This window comes from Pseudomonas sp. (genome assembly GCF_036404235.1).
Lineage (GTDB): Bacteria > Pseudomonadota > Gammaproteobacteria > Pseudomonadales > Pseudomonadaceae > Aquipseudomonas.
The window spans coordinates 1-24,440 of sequence record NZ_DASWOT010000024.1 but is presented as its reverse complement, the minus strand read 5'-3'; the positions used below and the strand labels follow the sequence as shown (position 1 = coordinate 24,440).

24 protein-coding genes and 1 pseudogene are annotated in these 24,440 nt (G+C 58.5%); 7 read left to right on the top strand and 18 right to left on the bottom strand.

Annotation, left to right across the window (positions count from 1 at the left end; translation table 11 throughout):
• A pseudogene (locus VGC62_RS03355) lies at positions 1–443 on the top strand (DEAD/DEAH box helicase); the annotation flags it as partial.
• A 220-nt stretch (positions 444–663) separates the two neighbouring features.
• Here VGC62_RS03355 and VGC62_RS03350 read toward each other — a convergent pair.
• The 3 genes from VGC62_RS03350 to VGC62_RS03340 form a co-directional block, all read right to left on the bottom strand.
• Positions 664–1,260, bottom strand: coding sequence for a YceI family protein (locus VGC62_RS03350; protein WP_331185652.1), 597 nt, complete (start codon positions 1,258–1,260; stop codon positions 664–666).
• A gap of 29 nt (positions 1,261–1,289) precedes the next feature.
• Entirely contained in the window at positions 1,290–1,841 is a 552-nt protein-coding gene (locus VGC62_RS03345) for a cytochrome b (protein WP_331185651.1), read from the bottom strand.
• Between the two features lie 320 nt (positions 1,842–2,161).
• A complete protein-coding gene (locus VGC62_RS03340) occupies positions 2,162–3,934 on the bottom strand; it encodes a flavin monoamine oxidase family protein (protein WP_331185650.1) in 1,773 nt (590 codons plus the stop codon).
• A gap of 234 nt (positions 3,935–4,168) precedes the next feature.
• On the opposite strand from VGC62_RS03340, the gene VGC62_RS03335 reads away from it, so the two are divergent.
• Entirely contained in the window at positions 4,169–5,575 is a 1,407-nt protein-coding gene (locus VGC62_RS03335; RefSeq protein ID WP_331185649.1) for an adenosylmethionine--8-amino-7-oxononanoate transaminase, read from the top strand.
• A gap of 63 nt (positions 5,576–5,638) precedes the next feature.
• Entirely contained in the window at positions 5,639–6,358 is a 720-nt protein-coding gene (locus VGC62_RS03330) for a 16S rRNA (uracil(1498)-N(3))-methyltransferase (protein ID WP_331185648.1), read from the top strand.
• A gap of 46 nt (positions 6,359–6,404) precedes the next feature.
• Here the strand turns inward: VGC62_RS03330 and trhA are convergent, their stop codons facing one another.
• Complete coding sequence (gene trhA / locus VGC62_RS03325) at positions 6,405–7,022, bottom strand: PAQR family membrane homeostasis protein TrhA (RefSeq protein ID WP_331185647.1); 618 nt, start codon at positions 7,020–7,022, stop codon at positions 6,405–6,407.
• A gap of 308 nt (positions 7,023–7,330) precedes the next feature.
• On the opposite strand from trhA, the gene VGC62_RS03320 reads away from it, so the two are divergent.
• The gene (locus tag VGC62_RS03320; RefSeq protein WP_331185646.1) at positions 7,331–8,251 is read left to right on the top strand and encodes a LysR family transcriptional regulator; all 921 of its coding nucleotides are present in this window, start codon (positions 7,331–7,333) and stop codon (positions 8,249–8,251) included.
• A gap of 75 nt (positions 8,252–8,326) precedes the next feature.
• Here VGC62_RS03320 and VGC62_RS03315 read toward each other — a convergent pair whose 3' ends face one another.
• The 3 genes from VGC62_RS03315 to VGC62_RS03305 form a co-directional block, all read right to left on the bottom strand.
• Positions 8,327–10,657 (bottom strand): FdhF/YdeP family oxidoreductase, encoded by a 2,331-nt coding sequence (locus tag VGC62_RS03315; RefSeq protein WP_331185653.1) that lies wholly within the window; start codon positions 10,655–10,657, stop codon positions 8,327–8,329.
• Between the two features lie 2 nt (positions 10,658–10,659).
• Positions 10,660–11,499: a formate dehydrogenase accessory sulfurtransferase FdhD gene (gene fdhD, locus VGC62_RS03310; RefSeq protein ID WP_331185645.1), complete on the bottom strand. Its 840-nt coding sequence runs from the start codon at positions 11,497–11,499 to the stop codon at positions 10,660–10,662.
• A 95-nt stretch (positions 11,500–11,594) separates the two neighbouring features.
• Positions 11,595–12,482 (bottom strand): LysR family transcriptional regulator, encoded by an 888-nt coding sequence (locus tag VGC62_RS03305; protein ID WP_331185644.1) that lies wholly within the window; start codon positions 12,480–12,482, stop codon positions 11,595–11,597.
• Between the two features lie 164 nt (positions 12,483–12,646).
• On the opposite strand from VGC62_RS03305, the gene lysM reads away from it, so the two are divergent.
• Positions 12,647–13,090, top strand: coding sequence for a peptidoglycan-binding protein LysM (gene lysM, locus VGC62_RS03300; protein ID WP_331185643.1), 444 nt, complete (start codon positions 12,647–12,649; stop codon positions 13,088–13,090).
• 190 nt (positions 13,091–13,280) lie between these two features.
• On the opposite strand, the gene yrfG is transcribed toward lysM, so the two are convergent.
• Positions 13,281–13,943 carry a GMP/IMP nucleotidase gene (gene yrfG / locus VGC62_RS03295; protein WP_331185642.1) on the bottom strand — a complete coding sequence of 221 codons (663 nt, stop codon included), beginning with the start codon at positions 13,941–13,943 and terminating at the stop codon, positions 13,281–13,283.
• A gap of 97 nt (positions 13,944–14,040) precedes the next feature.
• Here yrfG and nudE point away from each other — a divergent pair, with 97 nt between their 5' ends.
• The gene (gene nudE, locus VGC62_RS03290) at positions 14,041–14,607 is read left to right on the top strand and encodes an ADP compounds hydrolase NudE (protein ID WP_331185641.1); all 567 of its coding nucleotides are present in this window, start codon (positions 14,041–14,043) and stop codon (positions 14,605–14,607) included.
• Complete coding sequence (gene cysQ, locus VGC62_RS03285; protein WP_331185640.1) at positions 14,604–15,446, top strand: 3'(2'),5'-bisphosphate nucleotidase CysQ; 843 nt, start codon at positions 14,604–14,606, stop codon at positions 15,444–15,446. Before nudE ends, cysQ begins: the two co-directional genes overlap by 4 nt.
• Positions 15,447–15,798: 352 nt before the next feature.
• On the opposite strand, the gene VGC62_RS03280 is transcribed toward cysQ, so the two are convergent.
• The 10 genes from VGC62_RS03280 to VGC62_RS03235 all read right to left on the bottom strand — a co-directional run bounded on the left by VGC62_RS03280 (position 15,799) and on the right by VGC62_RS03235 (position 24,324).
• Complete coding sequence (locus VGC62_RS03280; protein WP_331185639.1) at positions 15,799–16,266, bottom strand: YiiD C-terminal domain-containing protein; 468 nt, start codon at positions 16,264–16,266, stop codon at positions 15,799–15,801.
• Positions 16,267–16,282: 16 nt separating this feature from the next.
• Positions 16,283–17,662, bottom strand: coding sequence for a sigma-54 dependent transcriptional regulator (locus VGC62_RS03275; RefSeq protein WP_331185638.1), 1,380 nt, complete (start codon positions 17,660–17,662; stop codon positions 16,283–16,285).
• The gene (locus tag VGC62_RS03270; protein ID WP_331185637.1) at positions 17,659–19,473 is read right to left on the bottom strand and encodes a sensor histidine kinase; all 1,815 of its coding nucleotides are present in this window, start codon (positions 19,471–19,473) and stop codon (positions 17,659–17,661) included. The genes VGC62_RS03275 and VGC62_RS03270 overlap by 4 nt, the downstream gene beginning before the upstream one ends.
• Before the next feature lie 165 nt (positions 19,474–19,638).
• Positions 19,639–20,529, bottom strand: a complete 891-nt coding sequence (gene rfbD, locus VGC62_RS03265) for a dTDP-4-dehydrorhamnose reductase (protein ID WP_331185636.1) — start codon at positions 20,527–20,529, stop codon at positions 19,639–19,641.
• Positions 20,526–21,071, bottom strand: a complete 546-nt coding sequence (gene rfbC, locus VGC62_RS03260; protein WP_331185635.1) for a dTDP-4-dehydrorhamnose 3,5-epimerase — start codon at positions 21,069–21,071, stop codon at positions 20,526–20,528. The genes rfbD and rfbC overlap by 4 nt, the downstream gene beginning before the upstream one ends.
• Entirely contained in the window at positions 21,068–21,943 is an 876-nt protein-coding gene (gene rfbA / locus VGC62_RS03255; protein ID WP_331185634.1) for a glucose-1-phosphate thymidylyltransferase RfbA, read from the bottom strand. Before rfbA ends, rfbC begins: the two co-directional genes overlap by 4 nt.
• The gene (rfbB, locus tag VGC62_RS03250) at positions 21,940–23,019 is read right to left on the bottom strand and encodes a dTDP-glucose 4,6-dehydratase (RefSeq protein WP_331185633.1); all 1,080 of its coding nucleotides are present in this window, start codon (positions 23,017–23,019) and stop codon (positions 21,940–21,942) included. Before rfbB ends, rfbA begins: the two co-directional genes overlap by 4 nt.
• Before the next feature lie 170 nt (positions 23,020–23,189).
• Positions 23,190–23,417 (bottom strand): hypothetical protein, encoded by a 228-nt coding sequence (locus tag VGC62_RS03245; RefSeq protein ID WP_331185632.1) that lies wholly within the window; start codon positions 23,415–23,417, stop codon positions 23,190–23,192.
• Positions 23,407–24,045 carry a hypothetical protein gene (locus tag VGC62_RS03240; RefSeq protein ID WP_331185631.1) on the bottom strand — a complete coding sequence of 213 codons (639 nt, stop codon included), beginning with the start codon at positions 24,043–24,045 and terminating at the stop codon, positions 23,407–23,409. The genes VGC62_RS03245 and VGC62_RS03240 overlap by 11 nt, the downstream gene beginning before the upstream one ends.
• 45 nt (positions 24,046–24,090) lie before the next feature.
• Positions 24,091–24,324, bottom strand: coding sequence for a hypothetical protein (locus tag VGC62_RS03235; RefSeq protein ID WP_331185630.1), 234 nt, complete (start codon positions 24,322–24,324; stop codon positions 24,091–24,093).
• Between the last annotated feature and the right edge of the window lie 116 nt (positions 24,325–24,440).

The window sequence follows — 24,440 nt, the reverse complement described above, 5'->3', positions numbered from 1 at the left end:
GTAACCGCGCCGATTACGTCAGCCCCTACCAGAACAAAAACCAGAACCGAGGCCGCCGTCCAGGCGCGCCAGCGACTGGCGCAGCTCCAGCACCACGCGGTCCGAGCCAAGGCCGTAGCGGCCCTCGTAGCGGCACGGGCGCAGCATCTGGTACCGCCACCCCAGCAGGTTCAGGCACTCCGGCAGCCAAGCGCAACGGTCCAGCCCGCGAGGGTCAGGTACGTCGTGAAGAGCAGCCGCGCAACCGCCGGCCGGCCCGTGATGAGCAGCCTGCTCGTCAAGAGCCCGCCGTTCGTGGCCCGCGCGATGGTCAGCCGGCACCGAAAATCATGCACAAAGAGTCCAAAGGCGACCGCTTTCCGTCCGCCGAACAACTCGACCAATTACCAAGCCGCCCACGCGGTGAAAAACCAGCCCTGCTGACCCGCAATCGCGAAGGTTAAGCTGCGCTGAACCAAAAACGCCCCGACTGGTTCGGGGCGTTTTTGTATCTGCCGATCATGACGTTCTGGAGCGGGACAGATTCTGTAGGAGCCAACTTGTTGGCGAAGCGATGCGTCGCCTTGAGGACGTTTCGCGAGCAAGTTCGCGCCTAAAAGTCTCGTTATAGCCACACACAAAAACGCCGACCCTGAGGTCGGCGTTTTGGTGCAGCAGCCCGTCTTACTTGGCTTTGACGCCTTCGAACGAGATGATCAGGTCCAGTGTGTCGGACTGTGGACCCAGGTCCATCATCTTGCCGAAATCAGAACGCTTGATCGAGGTAGTGCCCTCGAAGCCAGCGCGGTAGCCGCCCCATGGATCCTTACCTTCGCCCAGGAATGTGGTCTTGACCACAACTGGCTTGGTCACGCCGTGCAGGGTCAGGTCGCCGGTCACGTCAGCAGTAACTTTGCCATCAGCATTTTTGCCGGTGGTTTTAACGCTGGTGGAGACGAACTTGGCGTCCGGGAAGCTGGCAACGTCCAGGAAGTCCTTGCTGCTGATGTGCTTATCGCGTTCAGCGTGGTTGGTGAACACACTGGCGGTCTTCACGTCGATGCTGATTTTGCTGTCTTCAGGCTTGGCGGCATCGAAGCTGAACGTACCGGTCCAGTCTTTGAACGAGCCATAGATGAAGCTGTAGCCCAAGTGGCTGATCTTGAAGTTGATGAAGGCATGCTGGCCTTCTTTGTCGATGGTGTAGTCAGCGGCCATGGCCTGACCAGCCGACAGCAGAGCAGTACCGAGAGCCAGTGCAGCAAGGGTCTTTTTCAACATGCGAGATTTCCTTTCAATGAAGTGATTGCTCAGGCCTCGCGGCCCAACATACGAACAAGGGTCGCATCACGATCGATAAAGTGATGCTTCAAAGCAGCCAGGCCATGGAGTACCGCAAAAATCACCAGGACCCAGGCGAGATACAAATGCACTTCACCGGCAACGTCCGCCTGGTCGGGCAGTCCGCTGATCAATGCAGGCACTTCGAACAGACCAAACACCGGAATCCCGACACCGTCTGCGGTGGAAATCAGGTATCCGGCGAACATCACCAGAAACAGGTCCAGATAAAGAAAGGCGTGACCCAGCTTGGCGGCCACCTTTATCAAACGACTGTGATTGGCCGGCGCTGGCGGTGGAGGACTGACAAAACGCCAGATCACCCGGATTACCATGAACGCAAACAGCGTAATGCCGATGCTCTTGTGCAGATCCGGGCCTGCCTTGCGCCAGGTGTCGTAATAACCCAGGTCAACCATCCAGAGCCCGAGCGCAAACATACCGAAGACGGTAAGCGCGACACCCCAATGTAAAACGATGCTGACCCAGCCATAACGAGAAGAAGAGTTGCGTAACTGCATCGCCGATATCCTGTAAAAGCTGTGAGAAAGACTAACTCTTTACCTATCGAAAGAAAGCGCAAAATTTTGCTTTGAAATATCAGGAAATACGATTGAAATTTCCTGTCGCATTTTTTCCACGCTCGATTAAGGCAGCGTTATATTTTTGGGCAGCCTCCCTGTAGGAGCGAATTTATTCGCGAAGGATCATCAGCCGCAACGCCGTCTCGCGAATAAATTCGCTCCTACAGAACAACAACACCTCACGGCTCGAAATTATTCGCCGGGCGAAAAAAGCGCGGCATTTAAGCCGCGCCTCTTTCATTCCAGCGTTTCAGCCGTCAGTTCTTGGTTTCAACTGCCGGGGCTGCCGGCGTGGCAGCCTTGTCGACGGCCTTGGCCGGGGCTTTCTTGGTCGCGTCAGTCTTGGCGGGAGCCTTATGCGTCGCTGCCGGTTTGGCCGGAGCCTTTTTCACGGGCTCCTTCTTTGCAGGCTCTTTCTTGACTGGAGTCTTCTTGGCCGGTTCGACCACAGTAGGCTTGGCAGGCTCGACGACCGGAGCTGGCGGCGGCGTAACTGCGGCAGGCGCCGGCGCTGGCTCTGGGGCTTTCTCGGCCGGTTTGGCTTCTGGTTTGGAGCCGCCAAACATGTTCGAGAAGAACGCGCCCACACCGCCGCTGGCCTTCGGCGCCGCTTCAGGTGTTTTCGGCGGAGCGACTTTGACAGGTTCAAATGACTTGCCTGCCGCCAGATCCTGGACCTGGCTGGCTGCGCGTTGACCCGTACGCAAAGCACCTTCCAGTGTGCCCGGATACAGCGCGTCGGTGTGTTCGCCAGCAAAGGCTACACGCTGCAGCGGACGTTCCCACAAGCGCCAGTATTTGCTCATCTGACCAGGGCCAAACGCCAGATAGGCGCCGCCGGTGGAGGGGTCGACGCTGGAACGGCGAATTTCGTAGCCGGTGAATGCGCCGCGAGCTTGTGGGTAGAACGTGTGCAAACGGATCAGCACCTGGTCTACCAGTTGCTTATCGCCGAACGACTGCATGATTCGTGCGTTATCGCCAGACAGGTTGATCACCGCATTGGCACCACCTTTGAGCGCAGGTTCGATCCACAACATGCCAAGGCCGGTGTTGCTGTAAATCTCGCCGGTCATGCGCACCTTGCTTTCCCAGACCGGGTTCTTGAACTTGAGCATGATCTGGTCGTGCCAACCGTAGTTGGTGCTCTTGATCGCGCCCTGATGCTGAGCGTCCAGCGCCGGGGTCATCTGAATCTTGCTCAGCGCACGCAACGGCACGGCCAACACCACATAATCGGCTTGATACCCGAGCGAACCGACCTTGACGGTCACGCCATCCTTGTCTTGGCTGACCGCAGAAACCGGCGAGTTAGTCTTGATGACTTTCAGCTGTTTGACGAACTCATCGGCCAGGACAGCGCTGCCGCCCGGTAAGCGAGCGGCGCGACGATCACGGTCTTCAACGTTACGGTTGACCCGCGATTGCTGTGCGAAATACAGCAACGACAAACGAGAAGGCTCATCGTAACGGGCACGAATTTGCTGGTTGATCAATTGGCGTGCGGTGGCCGGCAGGCTCAAGCGATCCAGCCAGTTAGCGACGTTGATCTGGTCCAGCGCAAACAGCGCGCTGGTGGCCGCCGGGTTTTCCGGGTCGGTAATCGAGCGCGCTATGTCGTCGATTGCCGCGTCGTAGCGCTTCATGGCTTCGGCAGTCGCGGGCTGCTTGGTTGCCAGGTCGGCCGCCGAGAAGTACTCGCCATCGATGAGATAACCTGGCGTGCGCACGAACTCGGGCGCCGGGACGGTTTTCAACTTGAAGCGATCCAGATACTGGTTGAGCACCGGCTGCGCCTTGGCATTACCGAACCACTCGCTGCCTGAAAGCCCGGAACGGCCACCGACCGTCGGTTTTGCCTCAAGCAGGGTCACTTGCCAACCCTTCGATTGCAGTTCGTAAGCAGCCGTCAGGCCCGCCATACCGCCACCCACGACAATGGCCGTGTGCGGCTTATCCACAGCGAGCGCAGAAGCGCTGACCAGCCCAACCATCATCAGCGCACAGGCGCGCAGCCAACCAGAAAGCATTCAGCAAACTCCGAACAAAACAGAGGGATTGTCGGACTTTAGCGTCCGATTCTTTGAAGAGGCGCGAAGGATACGCCAGCCATTGGACGCCCGCCAGCAATGTCCGTCGGGCACCTAAAACAGCGCTCATCGGCGCTAAAGGTTGTCCCATGGCAACGCATTGCATAGGCTTGCGCGATTGTTTGCCCCTACGTCATGCGACGTCGTCACCCCGACAGCCTGAGGAGATTAACGATGGGCCTTAATAACCAGTGGATGCAGCGCGACCTTAAGGTGCTGTGGCATCCCTGTACCCAGATGAAAGACCACGAAAACCTGCCGCTGATACCCATCAAGCGCGGCGAAGGGGTCTGGCTGGAGGACTTCGAAGGCAAGCGTTACCTGGACGCAGTCAGTTCCTGGTGGGTCAATGTATTCGGCCACGCCAACCCGCGCATCAATCAGCGCATCAAGGATCAGGTCGATCAATTGGAGCATGTGATCCTCGCCGGTTTCAGCCACCAGCCGGTGATCGAGTTGTCCGAGCGCCTGATTGCCATGACGCCGGAAGGTCTGACTCGCTGCTTCTACGCCGATAATGGTTCATCCTGCATCGAAGTCGCGCTGAAAATGAGCTTTCATTACTGGCTCAACCGGGGCAAACCCAACAAGACACGCTTCGTCACCCTGACCAACAGCTACCACGGCGAAACCATGGCGGCGATGTCGGTGGGCGATGTGCCGTTGTTTACCGAAACCTACAAGGCGCTGTTGCTGGACACCATCAAAGTGCCGAGCCCTGATTGCTACCATCGGCCGCAAGGCATGAGTTGGGAAGAACACTCGCGCAACATGTTCGCCGTCATGGAGCAGACCCTGGCGCAGCACCATGACAGCGTCGCGGCGGTGATTGTCGAGCCGCTGATTCAGGGTGCGGGCGGCATGCGCATGTACGACCCGATTTATCTCAGGCTGCTGCGCGACGCCTGTGACCGTTATGGCGTCCACCTGATTCATGACGAGATTGCCGTGGGTTTCGGCCGCACAGGCACCATGTTCGCCTGTGAGCAGGCAGGCATCCGTCCTGATTTCCTGTGTCTGTCCAAGGCGCTGACCGGCGGTTATCTGCCACTGGCCGCATGCATCACCACCGATGACGTCTACGATGCGTTCTATGACGACTACCCGACGTTGCGTGCTTTCCTGCACTCGCACAGCTACACCGGGAACCCGCTGGCGTGCGCGGCGGCATTGGCGACGCTTGATATCTTCGAGCAGGACAACGTTATCGAGAACAACAAGGCGCTGGCCTTGCGCATGAAGACCGCAACCGCGCACCTGGTGGATCACCCGAACGTCGCCGAAGTGCGTCAGACCGGGATGGCGATTGCTATCGAAATGGTGCAGGACAAAGCCACCAAAACGGCGTACCCGTGGCAAGAACGGCGTGGCCTGAAGGTGTTTGAACACGCACTGACGCGTGGTGCGTTACTGCGACCGTTGGGCAGCGTAGTGTACTTTCTGCCGCCGTACGTCATCACCCCTGAGCAGATCGACTTTCTGGCCGAAGTGGCAACCGAGGGCATCGATATTGCGACACGCAGCAGCGTTAGCGTGGCAGTGCCAGAGAATTTCCATCCGGATTTTCGTGATCCGGGTTAGCAGCAACGCTACAGGTTAATACGGCCCCTACCCGAGGCCTCGAACACATCAAGAGAAACAACCATGAGACTGTCTCGCTTCTTTATCGACGCCACGCTGGGCCATGGCGAACACGAACTGCCGGAAGCCCAGGCGCATTACATCGGTCGCGTGTTGCGCATGGCCGAAGGTGATGCGGTGCAGCTGTTCGACGGCACTGGCACAGAGTTTCGCGCGACGCTGATTGAAGTCGGCAAAAAACGCGTCCGCGTACAGATCGACGAGAGTTTTCCCGGCCAAGCCGAGTCGCCGTTGCTGATCCACCTGGGCCAAGGCCTGTCCCGCGGCGAGCGCATGGACTGGGCGATTCAAAAAGCCACCGAACTGGGCGTGACGCAAATTACCCCGATCATCAGCGAGCGCTGTGAAGTCCGCCTGAAGGACGAACGCGCCGAGAAACGCCAGGCGCATTGGCAGCAGATCGCGATCAGCGCGTGCGAGCAATGTGGACGTTCAGTGGTGCCGGTGGTCAATCCCCCGGTAACCCTGGCCGACTGGCTCAAACACACCGAAGCCGATTTGAAGCTGGTGCTGCACCCGGTCGCCGAACCGCTGACCAGCCACGAGAAACCCACCACCCTGGCCTTTTTGATCGGCCCGGAGGGCGGCCTGAACGACTCTGAAATCGATCAGGCCCAGGACGCAGGCTTTCACGCCGCCCGCCTCGGCCCACGCGTGCTGCGTACCGAAACCGCCCCGGTTGTGGCGCTGAGTGTGGCGCAGCAGTTGTGGGGGGATTTCTGATCTTAGGCGCCTGCAAGACAGCGAATGGAGTCGACGCAGTTACAACTCACAGCACGTAAAAAGTGATCGCCACAAAGTGCAGCAAACTCCCGGCGATCACGAACAAATGCCAAATCCCATGGGCATGGCGCAGCCGGTGATCGAGGGCGAAGAAAATAATGCCAACGGTGTACAACACGCCGCCGGTCGCAAGCCAGATGAAGCCTGTCATGCCCAGCGCCGCTATCAACGGCTTGACCGCCACCAGCACGATCCAGCCCATTACCGCATAAATCACAATCGACATCACGCGAGCTTCGGAGCGCGGCTTGATCTCTTGCAGCATACCGATCACCGCCAGCCCCCAGACAATCCCGAACAGCGTCCAGCCCCAGGGACCGCGCAACGTGACCAGACAAAACGGCGTGTAGCTGCCAGCGATCAGCAAGTAGATCGACAGGTGATCGACCTTTTGCATGATCGTTTTCGCCCGCCCGCGCATGCTGTGATAAACCGTCGATGCGCTGTACAACAACACCAGTGCCACGCCGTAGATGGCGACACTGACAATCTTCCACACATCGCCCGTAAAGCTGGCGATGACCAGCAGCCAGACCACACCGATAGACGCGAGCACAGCGCCCACCAGATGCGTCCAGGCATTGAATCGCTCACCGTAATACATTCACTCTCCACCTCAAAAAAACCAAAAATCGGCGGTAAGGCTCAGGCTTGACGCGTCAAAGTGCAATCCCCCTGCGCAAACTCAAACCGGTCAATCGCGGACATCTGGCGATTGCTGCTCTATTTCTGACACCGTATTTAAGAACAATCGCCTGCCAAAAAAGTAAGCCGTATGGATAAACAACCAAAAATAGGCAACCGCTAACGGGCTGATCCTGTTCTGTGTCGCCTTGGGTTTGATCAGTTCGGGGCTGGGCGCAGACTGGTTTTAGGGCACAATCAGGGGCATTCCAATAACAACGGTGTGCCATGCAGATCGACGAAGAGTTGACCCTCAAGAAGCTGGAGATCTTTCTGGCGTTCATGCGCACCGGCAATCTGACACGCGCGGCGGTGGAGTTGCAGACCAGTACGGTCAGCGTGCATCGGGCCATCCACTCACTGGAAAGCGCATTGCGTTGCCCCTTGTTCAAACATGAAGGTCGCAACCTGACGCCGCTGGAAAGCGCGTATGTGCTGGAAGAGCGGGCGCAAAAACTGGTGCAGGACGTGCTCGCGACCGTTGAGCTGACACGTGAGGCCGCAGGATTCTCGGCTGCACGCTTCAAGCTGGGGGCACTTTATTCGTTGACCGTGAAAACCGTACCGCAGTTGATCATGGGCCTGAAGATCCGCCGCAGCGAACTGAATATCGACCTGATCCTGGGCTCGAATATCGACCTGTTTTACAAACTGAAGAACATGGAAGTGGACGCGATTCTGGTGTCGCTCAATGAAACCGTGAACGACCCGGACTGTGAGCATTTACCGCTGTTCTCCGATGACATCTTCCTGGCGGCACCGGTGGACTCGCCCTTCGCCCAACAGAGTGAGGTGGATCTGAGTGATTTGCGCGAAGCCACCTTCATTACCCTCACCCAAGGTTTTGCCACTCATCGCGATGGCGCGATGGTGTTTCGGCAAGCGGGTTTCGAGCCCAAAGTGGCGATGCAGGTGAACGACATCTTCACGCTGCTGAGCATGGTCAGTTCAGGGGTGGGTTATGCGTTGCTGCCGGGCAGAATTGCAGCCGTCTATGAAAACCGCGTGCGTCTGATTGCGCTGCAAGACCGCTATCGGATGCAGCAACACATCGGGCTGGTGTTCCTGAAAGCCCGCGAGCGAGACCCCAATTTGCTGGCACTGCTGGCTGAATGCAGGATGTACACCCATCGCTTGACCGAGCAATGACGATCATTCCCACGCTCCGCGACCAGAAGCGGCGCGTAGCATGGGAATGATCGGGTAGCGTGCTTACGCAGTGGATCAAATGATCCGCGCAATCTCCGAATGCCGCTCAAGCTTGATGGCGATGAACTTGGAGGTCGGCGTGCTGCTGCCATCCCCTACGCTTTCCAGCGGCACCAGCGGGTTCACTTCTGGATAATAAGCCGCAGCCTGACCTGCCGGGATATCGAACGCGAGCAAGGTGAAGCCCTTGACGCGACGCTCGATGTCATCGCCCCAAATCGACACGATGTCGGCCTTCTGCCCCGGTACGAAGCCCAGGCGGATGATGTCGGCTTCATTCAGGAACATCACGTCACGCTGCCCTTTAACGCCACGATAGCGGTCGTCCAGGCCGTAAATGGTGGTGTTGTACTGATCGTGAGAGCGCATTGATTGCATGATCAGATCCGGAACAATGCCCGTAGCGCGAACGCCTTCATGCACCAGATCAACCGGCAGCACGTTTGGCTTGAAGTTGGCGCGCGCGCTTGGGGTGTTCCAGCGACGAGCGCCAGCAGCGTTGCCCAGATAGAAGCCGCCCGGATTCTTGATCTTCTCGTTGAAGTCCTTGAAGCCCGGAATAGTGTCGGCGATCAGGTCGCGAATGCGGCGGTAATCTTCCACCAGCCACAGCCAGTCCACCGGCTTCTTGCCCAGCGTCGCATTGGCAATGCCCGCAAGAATCGCCGGCTCAGAGCGCATGTCACGCGACAGCGGCTTCAATTGGCCGTTGGAGGCGTGGACCATGCTGAAGGAGTCTTCAACCGTGACCGCTTGCGGGCCGTCAGCCTGGATGTCGATGTCGGTACGGCCAAAGCACGGCAGAATCAGCGCATCTTTGCCATGCATCAAATGGCTGCGGTTGAGCTTGGTGCTGATCTGCACGGTCAAGTCGCAGTTACGCAGTGCTTCTGCGGTACGCGGGCTGTCCGGCGTGGCTTGCGCGAAGTTGCCGCCCAACCCGATGAAGACTTTCGAGCGACCTTCGAGCATCGCGTGGATGGCTTCAACCACGTTGTGGCCATTGGTGCGCGGCACTTTGAACTGGAAGCGTTTTTCCAGTGCATCGAGGAAAAACACCGGCGGGCGTTCATTGATGCCCATGGTCCGGTCGCCCTGCACGTTACTGTGACCGCGCACCGGGCACAGGCCTGCGCCGGGACGGCCGATATTGCCGCGCAGCAGCATCAGGTTGGCGACTTCCTGAATGGTCGGCACCGAATGACGGTGTTGGGTAATGCCCATTGCCCAGCACATGATCACATTCTTGCCTTTGGCGTACATGCGAGCGGCGCGCTCGATGTCGGTCAGCGGCAAGCCGGATTGCTCAACGATCTCATCCCATGTGGTGTCGTCGATCTGCGCCAGGTACTCCAGCACGCCATGGGTATGCTCGTTGAGGAAGTCGTGATCAAACACCGGCGTTGCATTGTTGGCCTGAGCTTCACGTTCCCACTGCAGCAGAAATTTCGCCATGCCGCGCAACAGCGCCATGTCGCCGCCCAGCGCCGGGCGGAAGTAAGCGGTGTTGGTCGGCTCGGAGCCATTGCTGAGCATTTCCAGCGGGTGCTGCGGGTGTTGGAAGCGCTCCAGACCGCGCTCTTTGAGCGGGTTGACGCAGACGACCTGGGCACCACGCTGCACCGCTTCGCGCAGCGGCTCCAGCATGCGTGGGTGGTTGGTGCCCGGGTTTTGGCCCAGGACGAAAATCGCGTCCGCGTGTTCGAAGTCGTCGAAAGTGACAGTGCCTTTGCCGACGCCAACGCTTTGCGACAACGCCACACCACTGGCTTCGTGACACATGTTCGAGCAGTCAGGGAAGTTGTTGGTGCCGTATGCACGAACGAACAGCTGATACAGATACGCCGCTTCGTTGCTGGCACGACCGGAGGTATAGAACTCGGCCATGTCGGGGCTTGGCAGGTTATTCAGGTGCTTGGCGATCAGCGCGAATGCGTCGTCCCAGTTGATCGGCTTGTAGCGATCGGTTTGCGCGTCGTAGACCATTGGCTCGGTCAGACGGCCCTGATACTCCAGCCAATAATCGCTTTGCTCCAGCAACGCGCTGACGCTGTAACGAGCGAAAAACGAAGGATCGACACGCCGCTTGGTCGCCTCCCAGTTCACAGCCTTGGCGCCGTTCTCGCAGAACTTGACCATGCCGCTTTCTGGCGAATCGCCCCACGCGCAACCTGGGCAGTCGAAACCGCCGTTCTGGTTGGTCTTAAGCATCATGCGCAGGTTCTTCAACGCGTTATCGCTGGTCAGCCACGCTTGCGTCACGCTGATCAGCGCGCCCCATCCACCGGCCGGACCTTTATACGGTTTGTAGCGTGGGGTTGGTGTTTTGTCGGCTTGTTTGTGCATGCTCAAGTTGGACTCTCCATCGCGGGACTGTAGACCCGCGGCGCACTTTTTTGCGGCAGGTGGATTAAATTGAGGTTGTGACGACGCGCCCATTGCAGTGCCAGGCCGGTGGGCGAGGACAGGCTGACCAAGGTCTGAATGCCTGCCCGCAATACTTTTTGGATCAATTCGAGGCTGCAACGACTGGTGACGATAGCGAGGCCACCAGCGGTGGGAATGTTCTGCCGGATCAGCGCACCGATCAGCTTGTCGAGGGCGTTGTGCCGGCCGATGTCTTCGCGGCCCATCAGCAACTCACCCCGATTATTCATGAACAACGCCGCGTGGACCGCGCCGCAATGCTGGCCCAGGGGCTGGAATTCGCTGATGCGGTGACGCAAACCTTCAAGCCAGGCGGCGGGCGGCAGTGGAGCGCCTGGCAGCACGTTCAGTTCCGGTAACGCCTGCTCAACCGCTTCCACGCCGCACAGACCACAACCGCTGGTCCCGGCCATTTGTCGACGCTGGGTTTTGAGGTTCCAGAATGCACGACTGGCAATTTCGACCTCTGCTGTTTGTGCAGAGCCACAGCCACCGAGCTTGATGTCATAGATTTCGTCGGGCGAGGCAATGATGCCGCTGCCCAGGCTGAAACCGACGACGAAGTCTTCAAGGTCAGTCGGGCTGACCAGCATCACCGCCTGGCTGATGCCGTTGTAGGCGATAGCCAAAGCCACCTCTTCGGCAAGATCCGCCGGTTCAACGGCGTCACGCGCAAGATTCGAGTAGCTGTAGGACTGACTTGCGGCAGGCGCGGGCAGAGTTTTCGCGGGCGCCGTGTTGTCCGTGCGCTTGGCGTGCATGGGGAAGTACCGGCAGAGGTTTCAGGCTTTTAGCCTAGGCCTCTCGTCGGATAACGTCTAATCGCTAGTACTGATGCAACGATAGATGACGTCGATCAAGATAGCTCGACCATTTTCTGATAGAGGCCAAAACACGCTTCCGCCAATGCAGAGCGCGGGGCCGCGCGACGCATAATCAGGCCCAGACGAGCCAGCGTTTGCGCCTCTTCGATGGGCTGTAATCGCAGATGTTCGGTCAGTGATTCCAAGCCGCCATCAAGGGGCATGATTGCGCAGCAAAAACCACCATGCACCGCTTGCAGCAATTGATGCACGGCATCGGTCTGGATCAACGGTTGCGGTTGCAGGCCGCGGCTGTGGAAGTTGTGGTCGATGGACTGACGAAAATGCATCCCGCTGGTGAGCATGCCCAAGGGCAGTTCGATCAGGCTTTCCCAACTCAGCGGGGCATCGCCGAAACTGAAATAACGCTGGTCGTACATCAGGCCCATGCGCGTCTCGGCCAGTTCCAGCGAGTCGAAACGGTCATTATCCAGACGCTCCAGATACGAAACCCCCAGATCCAGGCGATTGCTCGCTAATTGATCGAGGATCTGCTCGGAGCTCAGGGACGAGAGCTCAAAACGCATGTTGGGATGAATGGTATGCAGGCGTTGCAGCAGCGGCAAGGGATCGAAGTTCGACAACGGCACCACGCCCAGCCGCAACGTACCGACCAGATGCCCGCGACAGGCGGCGGCTTCTGCCAGCAAGCCGTCGTATGCGGCGAGCACGGTACGCGCCCATGCCAGCACGCGCTCGCCTGGCGCGGTGAAACCTTCGAAGCGCTGACCACGATTGACCAGCGGCAGGTCCAGCTCTTCTTCAAGGCTGCGCAAGCGCATGGATAAGGTCGGCTGGGTAATGTGACAACGCGCTGCGGCCTGTCCGAAATGACGGGTTTCGTCGAGGGCAATCAGGAATTTCAGCTGTTTGATGTCCATCGTCACTCCACTGGGTACAAGGCAGGCGCGCCGATTCTAGCGCGACAGGATGCCGCATGGCTTGAAACCTTCTACTAAGGTCATTGGTCGGATGTGCTGTCCAGGCAAGGTCAGCGGGCTAAGGTTGTTGCTTGGGACATACAACAACGTAAGGAGAGCGAGTGATGAGTATTTTTAGTTTTCTGAAAGACGCCGGTGAAAAGATTCTCGGTGCACTGGCGGGCAACGCCAATGCGGGCGAAGTACTGAAGAAGCACATTTCAGATGTCGGCTTGGGCAATCCGAATGTTCACGCGACCGTCGAAGGCGACAAAGTCATATTGACGGGTGAAGTCGCCAGCCAGGAAGAGAAAGAGAAGATCGTGCTGGCGGCGGGCAATATCCAGGGGGTCGGCAGCGTGGATGACCAACTGACAGTGGCAGCCGGGGCACCTGCCGTGGTGGCAGCTAAATTTGTGACGGTCGAGAGCGGCGACACGCTGAGCGCGATTTCCAAGCGTGTGTATGGCGATCCGAACAAGTATCAGAAAATCTTCGACGCCAACAAACCAATGCTCAAGGATGTGAACAAGATTTACCCTGGCCAGGTGTTGCGCATCCCGGAATAAGCTTTGTATTAACCGACAGGCAGCCTTCGTGGACAAATCTGCTCCCCCATGCTGCTGTCGCGGTAGGAGTTGCCGGAGGCTACGATGCGGTTTGCATGTAACACCGCATTCGCAGCCTCCAGCAGCGCCTACAGATATGGCGGGTGGAGGCGGACACATCCGTGAAGACATCAGCGCAGACGATCATGGCTCAAAGGCCGACAATCAAATCCCGATAATCGGCAACCGCATCAAACTCCTCGGTATTTTTCGGCCCTTTGCGACTGTCCGGCTCACGCACGGCCAACAGGTGCTTGATGCCATAACGCCCCGCGCTACGCAGGATCGGCAACGTGTCGTCGATAAACAGGCTGCGCGCCGGATCGAAGTCGATGTCCGCGTGCAGCGCATCCCAGAACTGAGGGTTTTCCTTGGGAAAACCGTAGTCGTGCGAAGTGATCATGCGCTCGAAATAGGGCGCCAATTCGATCCGCTCCATCTTCAACGACAGCGAATGGCGGTGAGCATTGGTGATCATGATGACGCGCTTGCCCGCGTGTCTGAGTGCTGCGAGAAAGGTCTGCGCGTCCGGGCGCAACGCGATCAGGTGGGCGATCTCTGTCTTTAGCTCCCGCACCGACAGCTTAAGCTCGGCACTCCAGAAATCGGTGCAGTACCAGTTCAACGTGCCTGCATTTTTCTCGAACAGCGGCAGCAGCTCCATTTCAGCCATGGCCCGGCTGACGCCGTGCAGTTCGGCGTAGCGTTGTGGCAGGTGTTCAAGCCAGAAGTGGTTATCAAAGTGCAGGTCGAGCAGCGTACCGTCCATGTCCAGTAGAACGGTGTCGATGTCGTGCCAGGGTAAAGAAGGCATGTGAATCTCTCGGCGATGAAAAGTAACGTCGGCAGATCCGACTAAGGACATTCGGAAAAGCCACGGTATAGTACTCCGTCCACCCAAGGAGCTCGTCATGCGCCAGAAACCCACCATACTTGCGCGCGAAATCGTCGCCAGCAGCCGCCTGTTCCGTGTCGAAGAAGTGCAATTGCGCTTTTCCAATGGCGTCGAACGCGTTTACGAGCGTCTGGTGGGGCGCGGCAACGGTTACGGCGCAGTAATGATCGTGGCGATGCTCGATGCCGAGCACGCGGTGCTGATCGAGGAATACTGCGGCGGTACTGACGAGTACGAACTGTCCTTGCCCAAGGGCTTGATCGAGCCGGGCGAGGACGTGCTGGCCGCCGCCAATCGCGAGCTCAAGGAAGAAGCTGGCTTTGGGTCGCGCCAGCTGGAACATCTCACCGAGCTGTCGCTGTCCCCCGGCTACATGAGCCAGAAAATTCAGGTGGTGCTGGCCACTGACTTGTATGAAGAACGACTCTTAGGCGACGAACCCGAGCCCATGCGTGTCGACAAGGTCAATTTGCGTGAGCTGTCGAGCCTGATCGAGCACCCACAGTTCTCCGAAGGCCGCGCCTTAGCCGCGCTGTACTTGGTCCGCGATCTATTGACTCAGCGTGGAGCCTTTCAGCCATGACCGATGTGTTTGCCCATTTGCCGCATCCATTGCTGGCGCCAGTCATTGATCTCTGCCGACGAACTGGAGAGTCCACTCTGCCGTTTTGGCGCGCAGGCGTTGAAGTCACAGCAAAATCCGACAATACCCCGGTGACCGCCGCCGACCTGGCCGCGCATGAAGTCTTGGCCGCTGGCCTGAAGGCACTGGCACCGGATATTCATGTCCTTTCCGAAGAAGACGCAAACATCCCCTTGAACGAGCGCTCGGGCTGGCAGCGCTGGTGGCTGGTCGACCCATTGGATGGCACCAAGGAGTTTATCTCTGGCAGCGAAGAGTTCACGGTCAATGTGGCGCTGATCGAAAACGGTCGGGTGGTATTTGGCGTGGTGTCGATGCCGACCAACAATCGCTGTTACTTCGGCGGCGCAGGGCTTGGCGCGTGGCGCAGTGATGACGCCCAGCACATCGCGCCCATCTGCGTGCGCAATGCGCTGGCGGCTGATGAAACGTTCACAGTGGTCGCCAGCCGTCGTCACTCAAGCCCTGAGCAGGAAAAGCTGCTGGCCGGATTGGCGTCGGTGGTCGGAGAGTTGCAGTTGACCAACATTGGCAGCTCGTTGAAATTTTGCCTATTGGCCGAGGGCGCTGCCGATTGCTATCCGCGCCTGGCGCCAACTTCGCAATGGGACACTGCCGCGGCCCAGGGCGTGCTGGAGGGCGCGGGCGGTGTGGTGCTGGATTTATCGGGGGAGGTATTCAGCTACCCGGCGCGGGAGTCGTTGCTCAATGGGTTCTTCTTGGCGTTACCGGCCAAGGCCCCGTGGCGCGCAGCGTTGCTGGAGTTGGCAGGCTCATAACCTGAAGTAATCAACGGCTACGACGATTGCGGCGTGTCAGGTAAATAGCATCGCGACCGTCGTAACCTCCGATTGCTCCTACAGGGGTATGAGCTGCGCGCCGAAAGCTGGACACAAATCAAACCTCTGGAGATGCTCTACTCCCGGTCAAGCTCGGTTGATCAACTGTAGGAGCGAATTTATTCGCGAGGTGTCCTGGCTGATACACCGCAATAGCCACGTCGCCAACACGTTGCCCCCTATCAAACACAACATAACTCTCTGAATAAAAGAGATTTTCTGTAGGAGCCACGTTTTCTGCGCGACAGCGCGGCGTCTGGACGTCGGCGACCCCTACAGAAAATGTGCGGTGTTATCGATGGAGTACGAATTGCCCGCTGAACGTGACAGCCGACGCTTCTGAATCCTGCGCCACAATCCGCGTATTCAGCGTCAACCGCGCCCGGCCCCGACGTCGATACATCGTCAGAAACCGCGTCCACAACGCCTCATCCGGCGCTTCGCAAATAGCGATGCCATCGATTTTTACGGGCAACGGATAGCTGATCTGTGCTTCCTGAATCACGATATGGCCCTCGTTGATGCCTTCTTCTCTCAGGCGCAGATGCAACCAGCCCCAGCCTGCCAGCACCGCTGCGCAATACAGGCTGCCACCGAACAGCGTATTTTTATGATTGATGTTCGGCCCCAGCGGCAGATGCAGGCGTAGTTGATGATCGTGCCAGCTCAACACGTTTAACCCCATGTCGCGGGTCAGCGGAATATCGTGGTGCAGCACCGCTTCAAGCGCCTTGGCCTGGATGAGATCGTTGTTGGTCATACTGGAATTCTCGCGATCATTCGGTTTCATCGTGACTGCCGCCGCTGAAGGTCAGGCCATGTTTGCGCAATTTGTCGTGCAACGTTTTGCGCGGCAGCCCGAGCGCTTCGGCCAGGCTGCGCACTGAGTTGTGTGGGCGCGACAATTCGGCGGCGATCAATGAGCGCTCAAAACTCTCCACCTGTTCGCTGAGCCCGCCGCTAGTACTGGATACATCAGGTTGCTCGTTACCTTCGAGTTCCAACTCCAGCCCCAGAGCAAAGCGCTCGGCGGCATTTTGCAATTCACGCACATTGCCAGGCCAGGAGTGACGCAGCAGCAGGGCACGCTGCCCCGGCTGTAGCTCGTGACGAGACAAACCGTGGCGCAGGCTGGCGGCGTCGGCAAAGTGTTGGAACAGCACCAGGGCGTCCTCACCACGTTCGCGCAAGGGCGGAATCCGCAGCGGCGCTACATTCAGTCGGTAATACAAGTCGGCGCGGAAGCGGCCTTGGTCAGCGGCGTGACGCAGATCTTCCTTGGTCGCGGCGATGACGCGAATATCCAGCGCAATCTGTTGATTGCCCCCCAGTCGCTCGACCACGCGTTCCTGCAGCAGCCGCAGCAGTTTGACTTGCACGTCCATGCTCATGCTCTCGATTTCGTCGAGAAACAGTGTGCCGCCGTTGGCAAACTCAAACTTGCCGATGCGACGCTTCTGCGCGCCGGTAAACGCGCCGGGCTCATGGCCGAACAGCTCGCTTTCCACCACCGACTCCGCAAGCGCTCCGGCGTTGATGGCCACAAACGGCCCGGTCCGACGATTGGACAAATCATGTAGCGCCCGTGCAACCACCTCTTTGCCCGCCCCTGTTTCACCGAGGATCAGCACATCGGCCCTGGTCGCGGCGAGCGCGCCGATCTGGTCGCGCAAACGCTGAATCGGCGCGGAAAACCCGACCAGTCGGTTGCTCAGTTGCTGGCTATCGCTAAGGGCCAGCCGCAAGCTGCGGTTGTCCAACACCAGGCGGCGCAGCGCAAGCGCGCGGCGCACACTGTCGAGCAAGGCGTCGCTGGCGAACGGTTTTTCAAGGAAATCGTAAGCGCCCGCGCGCATGGCCTGAACCGCGAGCGGCACATCGCCGTGACCTGTGATCAGCAATACCGGCAGCTCAGGGTCCTGCGCGTGCAACTGGTTCAGCAGTTCAAGCCCGTCAATGCCTGGCATACGAATATCGCTGACGATGACGCCGGGCCAATCGCGCTCGATACGGGAGGGTAAATCCTGGGCATCACCCAGCGGCAGAACTTTCAACCCGGCGAGATCCAGCGTCTGGCTCAGGGCCTGGCGCAGATGTGGGTCGTCGTCGATCAGCACCACCTGTACCCGGCTGTCGATGGCGGTGTCGGTACTCATGCAGATAAATCCTCCGACGGTTGTAGGTTGACGCCCGAAGCGCCAGCGCGCATGTGCAAGGTCAGCAATGCGCCGCCTTCAGGATGGTTGGCAAACAGCAACTCGCCACCCAGCGCGCGCATCAGCGTATCGCAGATCGCCAGTCCGAGGCCAAGACCCTGGGTGCGCGTTTTGGTGGTGAAGAACGGCTCGCGGGCCCGTTCCAGCGCTTCCTGGGAGAACCCCGGGCCGTTATCGCGGATGTACAAATTCACCCCCTGGTCAGAGTGTTCGGCACTGATCCACAACTTGCGCGGCGGGCCTTTTTCGGTCAGTGCGTCCAGCGCGTTCGCCAGCACATTGCTCAGCACTTGGCGCAACCGGGTCTCCCCTGCCTGCACCCACAGCGTCGCAGCGGGCAGATCACGAATCAGCTCCACTTCCATGGCGCGTCGACGTTTGGCCAACAGTGCCAACGCATCGTCCAGCGCCGGCTGTAGGGCCACGCTTTCCGGCGCGTGCCGATCACGACGGGCGAAGGCACGCAGGTGCGCGATGATGGACGCCATACGCCCGGTCAGCTCACTGATCAGCTTGAGGTTGCCGCGCGCGTCTTCGGTTCGCTGATGATCAAGCAATACCTCGGCGTTTTCGGCATAACTGCGAATCGCGGCCAGGGGTTGATTGAGCTCATGGCTGATGCTCGCCGACATCGTCCCCAGCGCCGACAATTTGCTTGCTTGTACCAGTTCATCCTGTGCTCTGAACAACTCCTGTTGAGCGTGCTCGCGCTCAAGTACTTCCTGGCGCAGCCGCCCGTTGGCGCCTTCAAGATCACTGGTGCGCTCGATCACGCGGATTTCTAGTTCGCGGCGGGCCTTGGCCTCGAAAGCAATGCGGTCTAGATAATGGCGACGGCGCTGCATCATGATGCCCAGCAGCAGCATCAGTACCAGCAAAGTCGCACCACCCACGGCAACCACCGTGCGCACCGGACGCGAGACCAATACGCGGGGCGCCAGAATATTCACGCTCCAACCGGTTTCCTCGATGTGTTGCGTTTGGATCAGCCAGCTCTGCTCATCGAGCAGCAACGGCCGTGGGTCGCGGGTCGGATAGGGTTGGTTGGCGACGATGGCATGCTTCTCTTCTTCGCTGAGCGGGCGGGTCGCGCGGAAACGCCAATTTGGGTTCGAGGTCAGGATCACGACCCCGTTATGGTCGGTGACCAGCAGTTGCTCGGGCGTTTTGCCCCACAGCGTTTCGGTGTGGTCCAGGTCTACCTTGACCACCAGCACGCCGATCACATTATTGCCATCGCGTACGGCTGCACCAAAGAAGTAACCGCGCTTTGCCGATGTGGTGCCCAGGCCGAAGAAGCGTCCGAGACGGCCCGTCATGGCATCAATGAAATAGGGGCGGAATGCAAAGTTGCGGTCCACGAAGCTGTCACGTTTGTCCCAGTTCGATGCCGCCAGTGTGTCGCCGTTGGACGCCATCAGGTAGATGACCTCGGCACCGGTCTGCTGCGCAATGTTCATCAACAGGCGGTTGGCGGCGTCCTGAACCTGTTGATCCTGTGGATTGGTCAGGGCGGCGCGCAGACCAGGAATGTCACCGAGTATCTGCGGCAGGACTTCATAGCGACGCAATGTACCGAGCAGGTTGGCGACGTACAGGTCAAGGGTCTGGCGATTCTGGCTCAGCAATTCGTTGCGGTAATAGCGCTCGGCCAAGTGCTCGAGCGGCCACAGCAACGGCGCCAGAATCAGGGCCAACAACGCAAGGCTGCGCCAGCGGGGACGGCGTGGGAGAGTGGAGGTGGATTTCATAGTGCCATGCGCCACATTAGGTTCGCCTGACACACAATCGGTAGGCGCTGCCGAAGGCGGCGAGCCATGAAGTTCACCCCATAATTGGCGGGGCACTCCAGCACATCGCAGCCTTGGGCAGCTCCGACAGTTGATCGGTGTTCAGAGCAGATCAGCGCATTATGCCTACCGCTGCTGCGCTAAGCACTCCAGCAATGCATCATGCCAATGCGGTTGACTGACACCCCACTCACGCTGCAGCAGGCTGCAATCGAGGCGCGAGTTCAGGGGCCGGGTGGCTGGGGTCGGATAAGCGCTGGACGGTATCGGCTCAAGGGTGGCGCATCGCTTCCCCTGCTTGATCAATTGCCAGCCAATCGCCTGAGCGAAGCCGAACCACGATGTTTCGCCACTGGCCGTCAGGTGATAAACACCCCAGGCGCCCTGCTCACCGCGTTGCCAGCGCTCGATCAATTGCCGCGTGCTGCGAGCAATGGTGCCCGCCCAGGTCGGTGCGCCGATCTGGTCTGCGACAATCGTCAGCTTTTCGCGCTCTTGCAGCAACCGCTGCATGGTCAGCAAAAAGTTATGCCCCACCAGCGAATACACCCAACTGGTACGCAAAATCAGATGCTGCCCACCGACCGCCGCTATGGCCTGCTCGCCGGCAAGTTTGCTGCTGCCATACACGCCCAACGGGTTGGGAATGTCGGACTCGTTCCAGGGTGTCTCTTTGCTGCCGTCGAACACGTAGTCGGTGGAATAGTGAATCAGCGGGATACCGAGCTTTTCCGCCTCTTGCGCCAGCACACCGGGTGAGACGCCGTTAATCGTCAACGCCAGCTCTGGCTCGCTTTGGGCCTGATCCACTGCGGTATGGGCCGCAGCGTTGATGATCAAATCTGGCTTGATGTCGCGCACCTGAGTGCGAAGCGATTGCGGCTGGCTCAAGTCAAACCGATCACGACCCAGCACGACAAGCTCGCCCATACCGTTCAGGCTCTGCTGCAATGCCTGTGACACTTGGCCGTGCTGGCCGCTGATCAGAATGCGCAGCGGCATACCCGGCACGCTCATGGGAACAGGTCCGCATCTTTGAAGCGTTTGCCGTCCTGATCCTTGGCGGACAGTTTCGGCGGTGCGCTCACGCCCCAATCGATCGCCAGCTCCGGGTCATCCCAGCGAATGCAGCGCTCGGCGCTAGGGGTGTAGTAGTCGGTGGTTTTGTAGAGGAACTCGGCGTCATCGCTGAGCACCAGAAAGCCGTGGGCGAAGCCGGGTGGAATCCAGAGCTGCCGTGCGTTTTGCGCTGACAGATGAACGCCCACCCAACGACCGAAGGTCGGCGAGCTGCGGCGAATGTCCACGGCGACATCGAATACCTCGCCCGCCGTGACGCGAACCAGCTTGCCCTGCGCATGCTCCACTTGATAGTGAAGCCCGCGCAACACGCCTTTTTGCGAGCGTGAGTGGTTGTCCTGCACAAACTGCGCAGTCACGCCAGTTTGCTCAGCGAAGGCTTTGGCGTTGAAGCTTTCATAGAAGAAACCACGCTCATCACCAAATACTTTCGGCTCGATAATGAGGACGTCAGGCACTTCGCTGGCGGTTACTTTCACTGATTTTCCCCTGCAACTTTGAACAAATACTGACCGTAGCCAGTTTTGCCGAAGTAATCGGCACGACCGAGCAATTCTGCACGGGTAATCCAGCCATTCTGAAACGCAATTTCTTCGAGGCACGCGACTTTCAGACCTTGGCGATGCTCGATGGTCTGCACGTATTGCGATGCATCCAGCAAGCTGTCGTGGGTGCCGGTGTCGAGCCAGGCAAAGCCGCGACCGAAACGCTCGACACGCAAGTCGCCGCGATGCAGGTAAGCATTGTTGACGTCGGTAATCTCCAGCTCACCGCGTGGCGACGGCTTGACGTCTTTGGCGATTTGCACCACTTCGTTATCGTAGAAGTACAAACCGGTGACGGCATAGCTGGATTTCGGCGTCTTGGGTTTTTCTTCGATGGACAGCGCTTGCCCCTTCTCATCGAAATCGACCACACCGAAGCGCTCTGGATCTTTCACCCAGTAGCCAAATACGGTGGCACCAACCTTGTGATCGGCCGCGCGCTTGAGCTGATCGCTAAAGTGCTGCCCGTGGAAAATGTTGTCGCCCAGAATCAAGCACACGGCATCATCGCCGATGAACTCTTCACCGATCAAAAATGCTTGCGCCAAGCCGTCCGGCCGGGGTTGTTCGGCATAGTGGAAATGCACGCCGAACTGACTGCCATCGCCCAGCAAGGCGCGGTATTGCGGCAGGTCCAACGGTGTGGAGATGATCAGGATGTCTTTGATCCCCGCCAGCATCAGCACTGAAATCGGGTAGTAGATCATCGGTTTGTCGTAGATCGGCAGCAGTTGTTTGGAGACACCCAGAGTGATGGGGTGCAAGCGCGTGCCCGAGCCACCTGCCAGTACGATTCCTTTGGTCATGCGATCAGATCCCTTAAGTGAGTGCCCAGGCGTTCGCCCTGATAACTGCCGTCTTGCACGTTGCGGCACCACTCAAGGTTATTGAGGTACCACTGCACGGTTTTACGCAGCCCTGATTCAAATGTTTCTTCCGGCGTCCAGCCCAGCTCGCGTTCGATCTTGCTGGCGTCGATGGCATAGCGCATGTCATGGCCAGGGCGATCAGTCACATAAGTGATCAGGTCGGCATAGTTGTCGACACCTTTGCGTTGCTCGGGTGCGAGCTCTTCAAGCAGCGCGCAGATGCCGCGCACCACGTCGATGTTTTTTTGCTCGTTGTGGCCGCCGATGTTGTAGGTCTCGCCGACCGCACCTTCGGTAACGACCTTGAGCAATGCGCGGGCGTGGTCTTCAACGAACAACCAATCGCGCACTTGCAGACCATTGCCATACACCGGCAGCTTTTTACCGGCCAGCGCGTTGAGGATCACCAGCGGAATGAGCTTTTCCGGGAAGTGGAACGGCCCATAGTTGTTTGAGCAGTTGGTCACCACCACCGGCAAGCCGTAAGTGCGATGCCAGGCGCGAACCAGGTGATCGGACCCCGCCTTGCTGGCCGAATACGGCGAACTGGGCGCGTAAGGAGTGGTTTCGGTGAACAGGTCGTCGACGCCATGCAGATCGCCATACACCTCATCGGTGGAGATGTGGTGGAAGCGGAACGACGCACGTTCGGCTTCTGGCAGGGCCGACCAGTAGCTACGGGTGGCCTCCAGCAAACTGTAGGTCCCGACGATGTTGGTCTGGATGAATTCCGATGGGCCATCAATAGAACGGTCAACGTGGGACTCTGCCGCCAGGTGCATGATCGCCTCAGGCTGGAAGCGGGCCAGTACGTTGGCGACAGCGTCCTGATTGACGATGTCCTGTTGTACAAATTCATACCGGGTATTGGTTACGATGCTTTGCAGCGATTCCAGATTACCTGCGTACGTCAGCTTGTCGAAATTCAGTACGTCATGGTCGGTGTTGTTAATGAGGTGGCGGATCAGCGCTGAGCCGATAAATCCCGCACCACCTGTGACAAGTATTCGCATGGGTTTGACCTTCTTCCCTGGGTAAACGTAAAGATAATGAAGCATAGCTTGTGGGGCGAAGCGAACTGGTGCAAGGCTCAAACACCCTCAAAGCCATGAAATAAATTGATTGCGGGAGGGTGATAGCGTCATAAAAATGCCGCGAAGAGATTACGTACCGTCAGGTAACGCTAGGTGTTCTGTGTATTTGGGTGTACGCGCATGCCTTCCCAGGGCTCGCCGATGATCAAGGCTATTTCCGGGTCGTCGGCGAATGCGTCAATGCATAGGCGCACCAATCCGAACACGGCCAGTATCGCCAGTAACAGGAGCCACTTGCGCCTGCGCCCTTGCAGGGTTTGTCGGACACCGTTGCCTGCGGCGATGATCGGTGCCCAGCCCTGTGACTTATTCCACATGCGTGGGTAGCCAAGGTGGGGCGACACTCAAATCAATCAGGTAACGTTCTTCATCAGGGTGTCGTCGGTCCTTGAAGCGATGAATGCTCAACATCGCCTGGTATTTATCACCCGCTTGCCAGTAAGTTATTTTCCCGTTTTTTTTCAAATCCCGCACTTGAGCGCGCCATTCAGGGGTGTCGGCGAAGGGGGGATCCTCCTCCGGATAGATCACTTTCCAGCAGCTTTGTCGCCATTGGTTCTGCAAATCCAGAACGACCTTGAGTGCGTCATCCAGCAGCAGGGGTTCGATCTGCGGTGACATACGGATGCCGTCTACGCGTTCGTTGTTAAAGGTAATAGCGAAGAACTTGGCCAGAGGCGTGGTAAAGCCGTATTGCGGATCAACCAAGCGCAAGCGCGCATCGGTTTCAGGGAACCGCCCCCAAACGTGCCCCGGTATGGCCGGGTCGATATCGGCCGTGGAGCGCTGGCGCATGTCTTCCCAGGGCTCACCGATGATCAAGGCTATTTCCGGGTCGTCGGAGAATGCGTCAATGCATAGGCGCACCAATCCGAACACAGCCAGTATCGCCAGTAACAGGAGCCACTTGCGCCTGCGCCCTTGCAGGGTTTGTCGGATGCTCATCGGACACCGTTGCCAGCGGCGATGATCAGTGCCCAGCCCTTTGATTTACTCCACATAGCGGGGTAACCAGAGTTTGGAGAGGTTCAAGTCAATCAGGTAGCGTTCTTCATCAGGGTGTCGTCGGTCCTTGAAGCGATGAATGCTCAACACCGCCTGATATTTATCACCCGCTTGCCAAAAAGTTGTTTTCCCGTTTTTTTTCAAATCCCGCACTTGAGCGCGCCATTCAGGGGTGTCGGTGAAAGGGGGAGCACTTAGCAGCGTGTTGAAATTCGCCATGGCTCATCACAGCGCAGCCTCACGACACGGTGAGCGCGTGTGATCGACGGGTGTATGACGCCGGGAAATCGGCTTTTTTCACTGTTTTTTTGGCGTTTTTATAGAGGGCAGGCGCA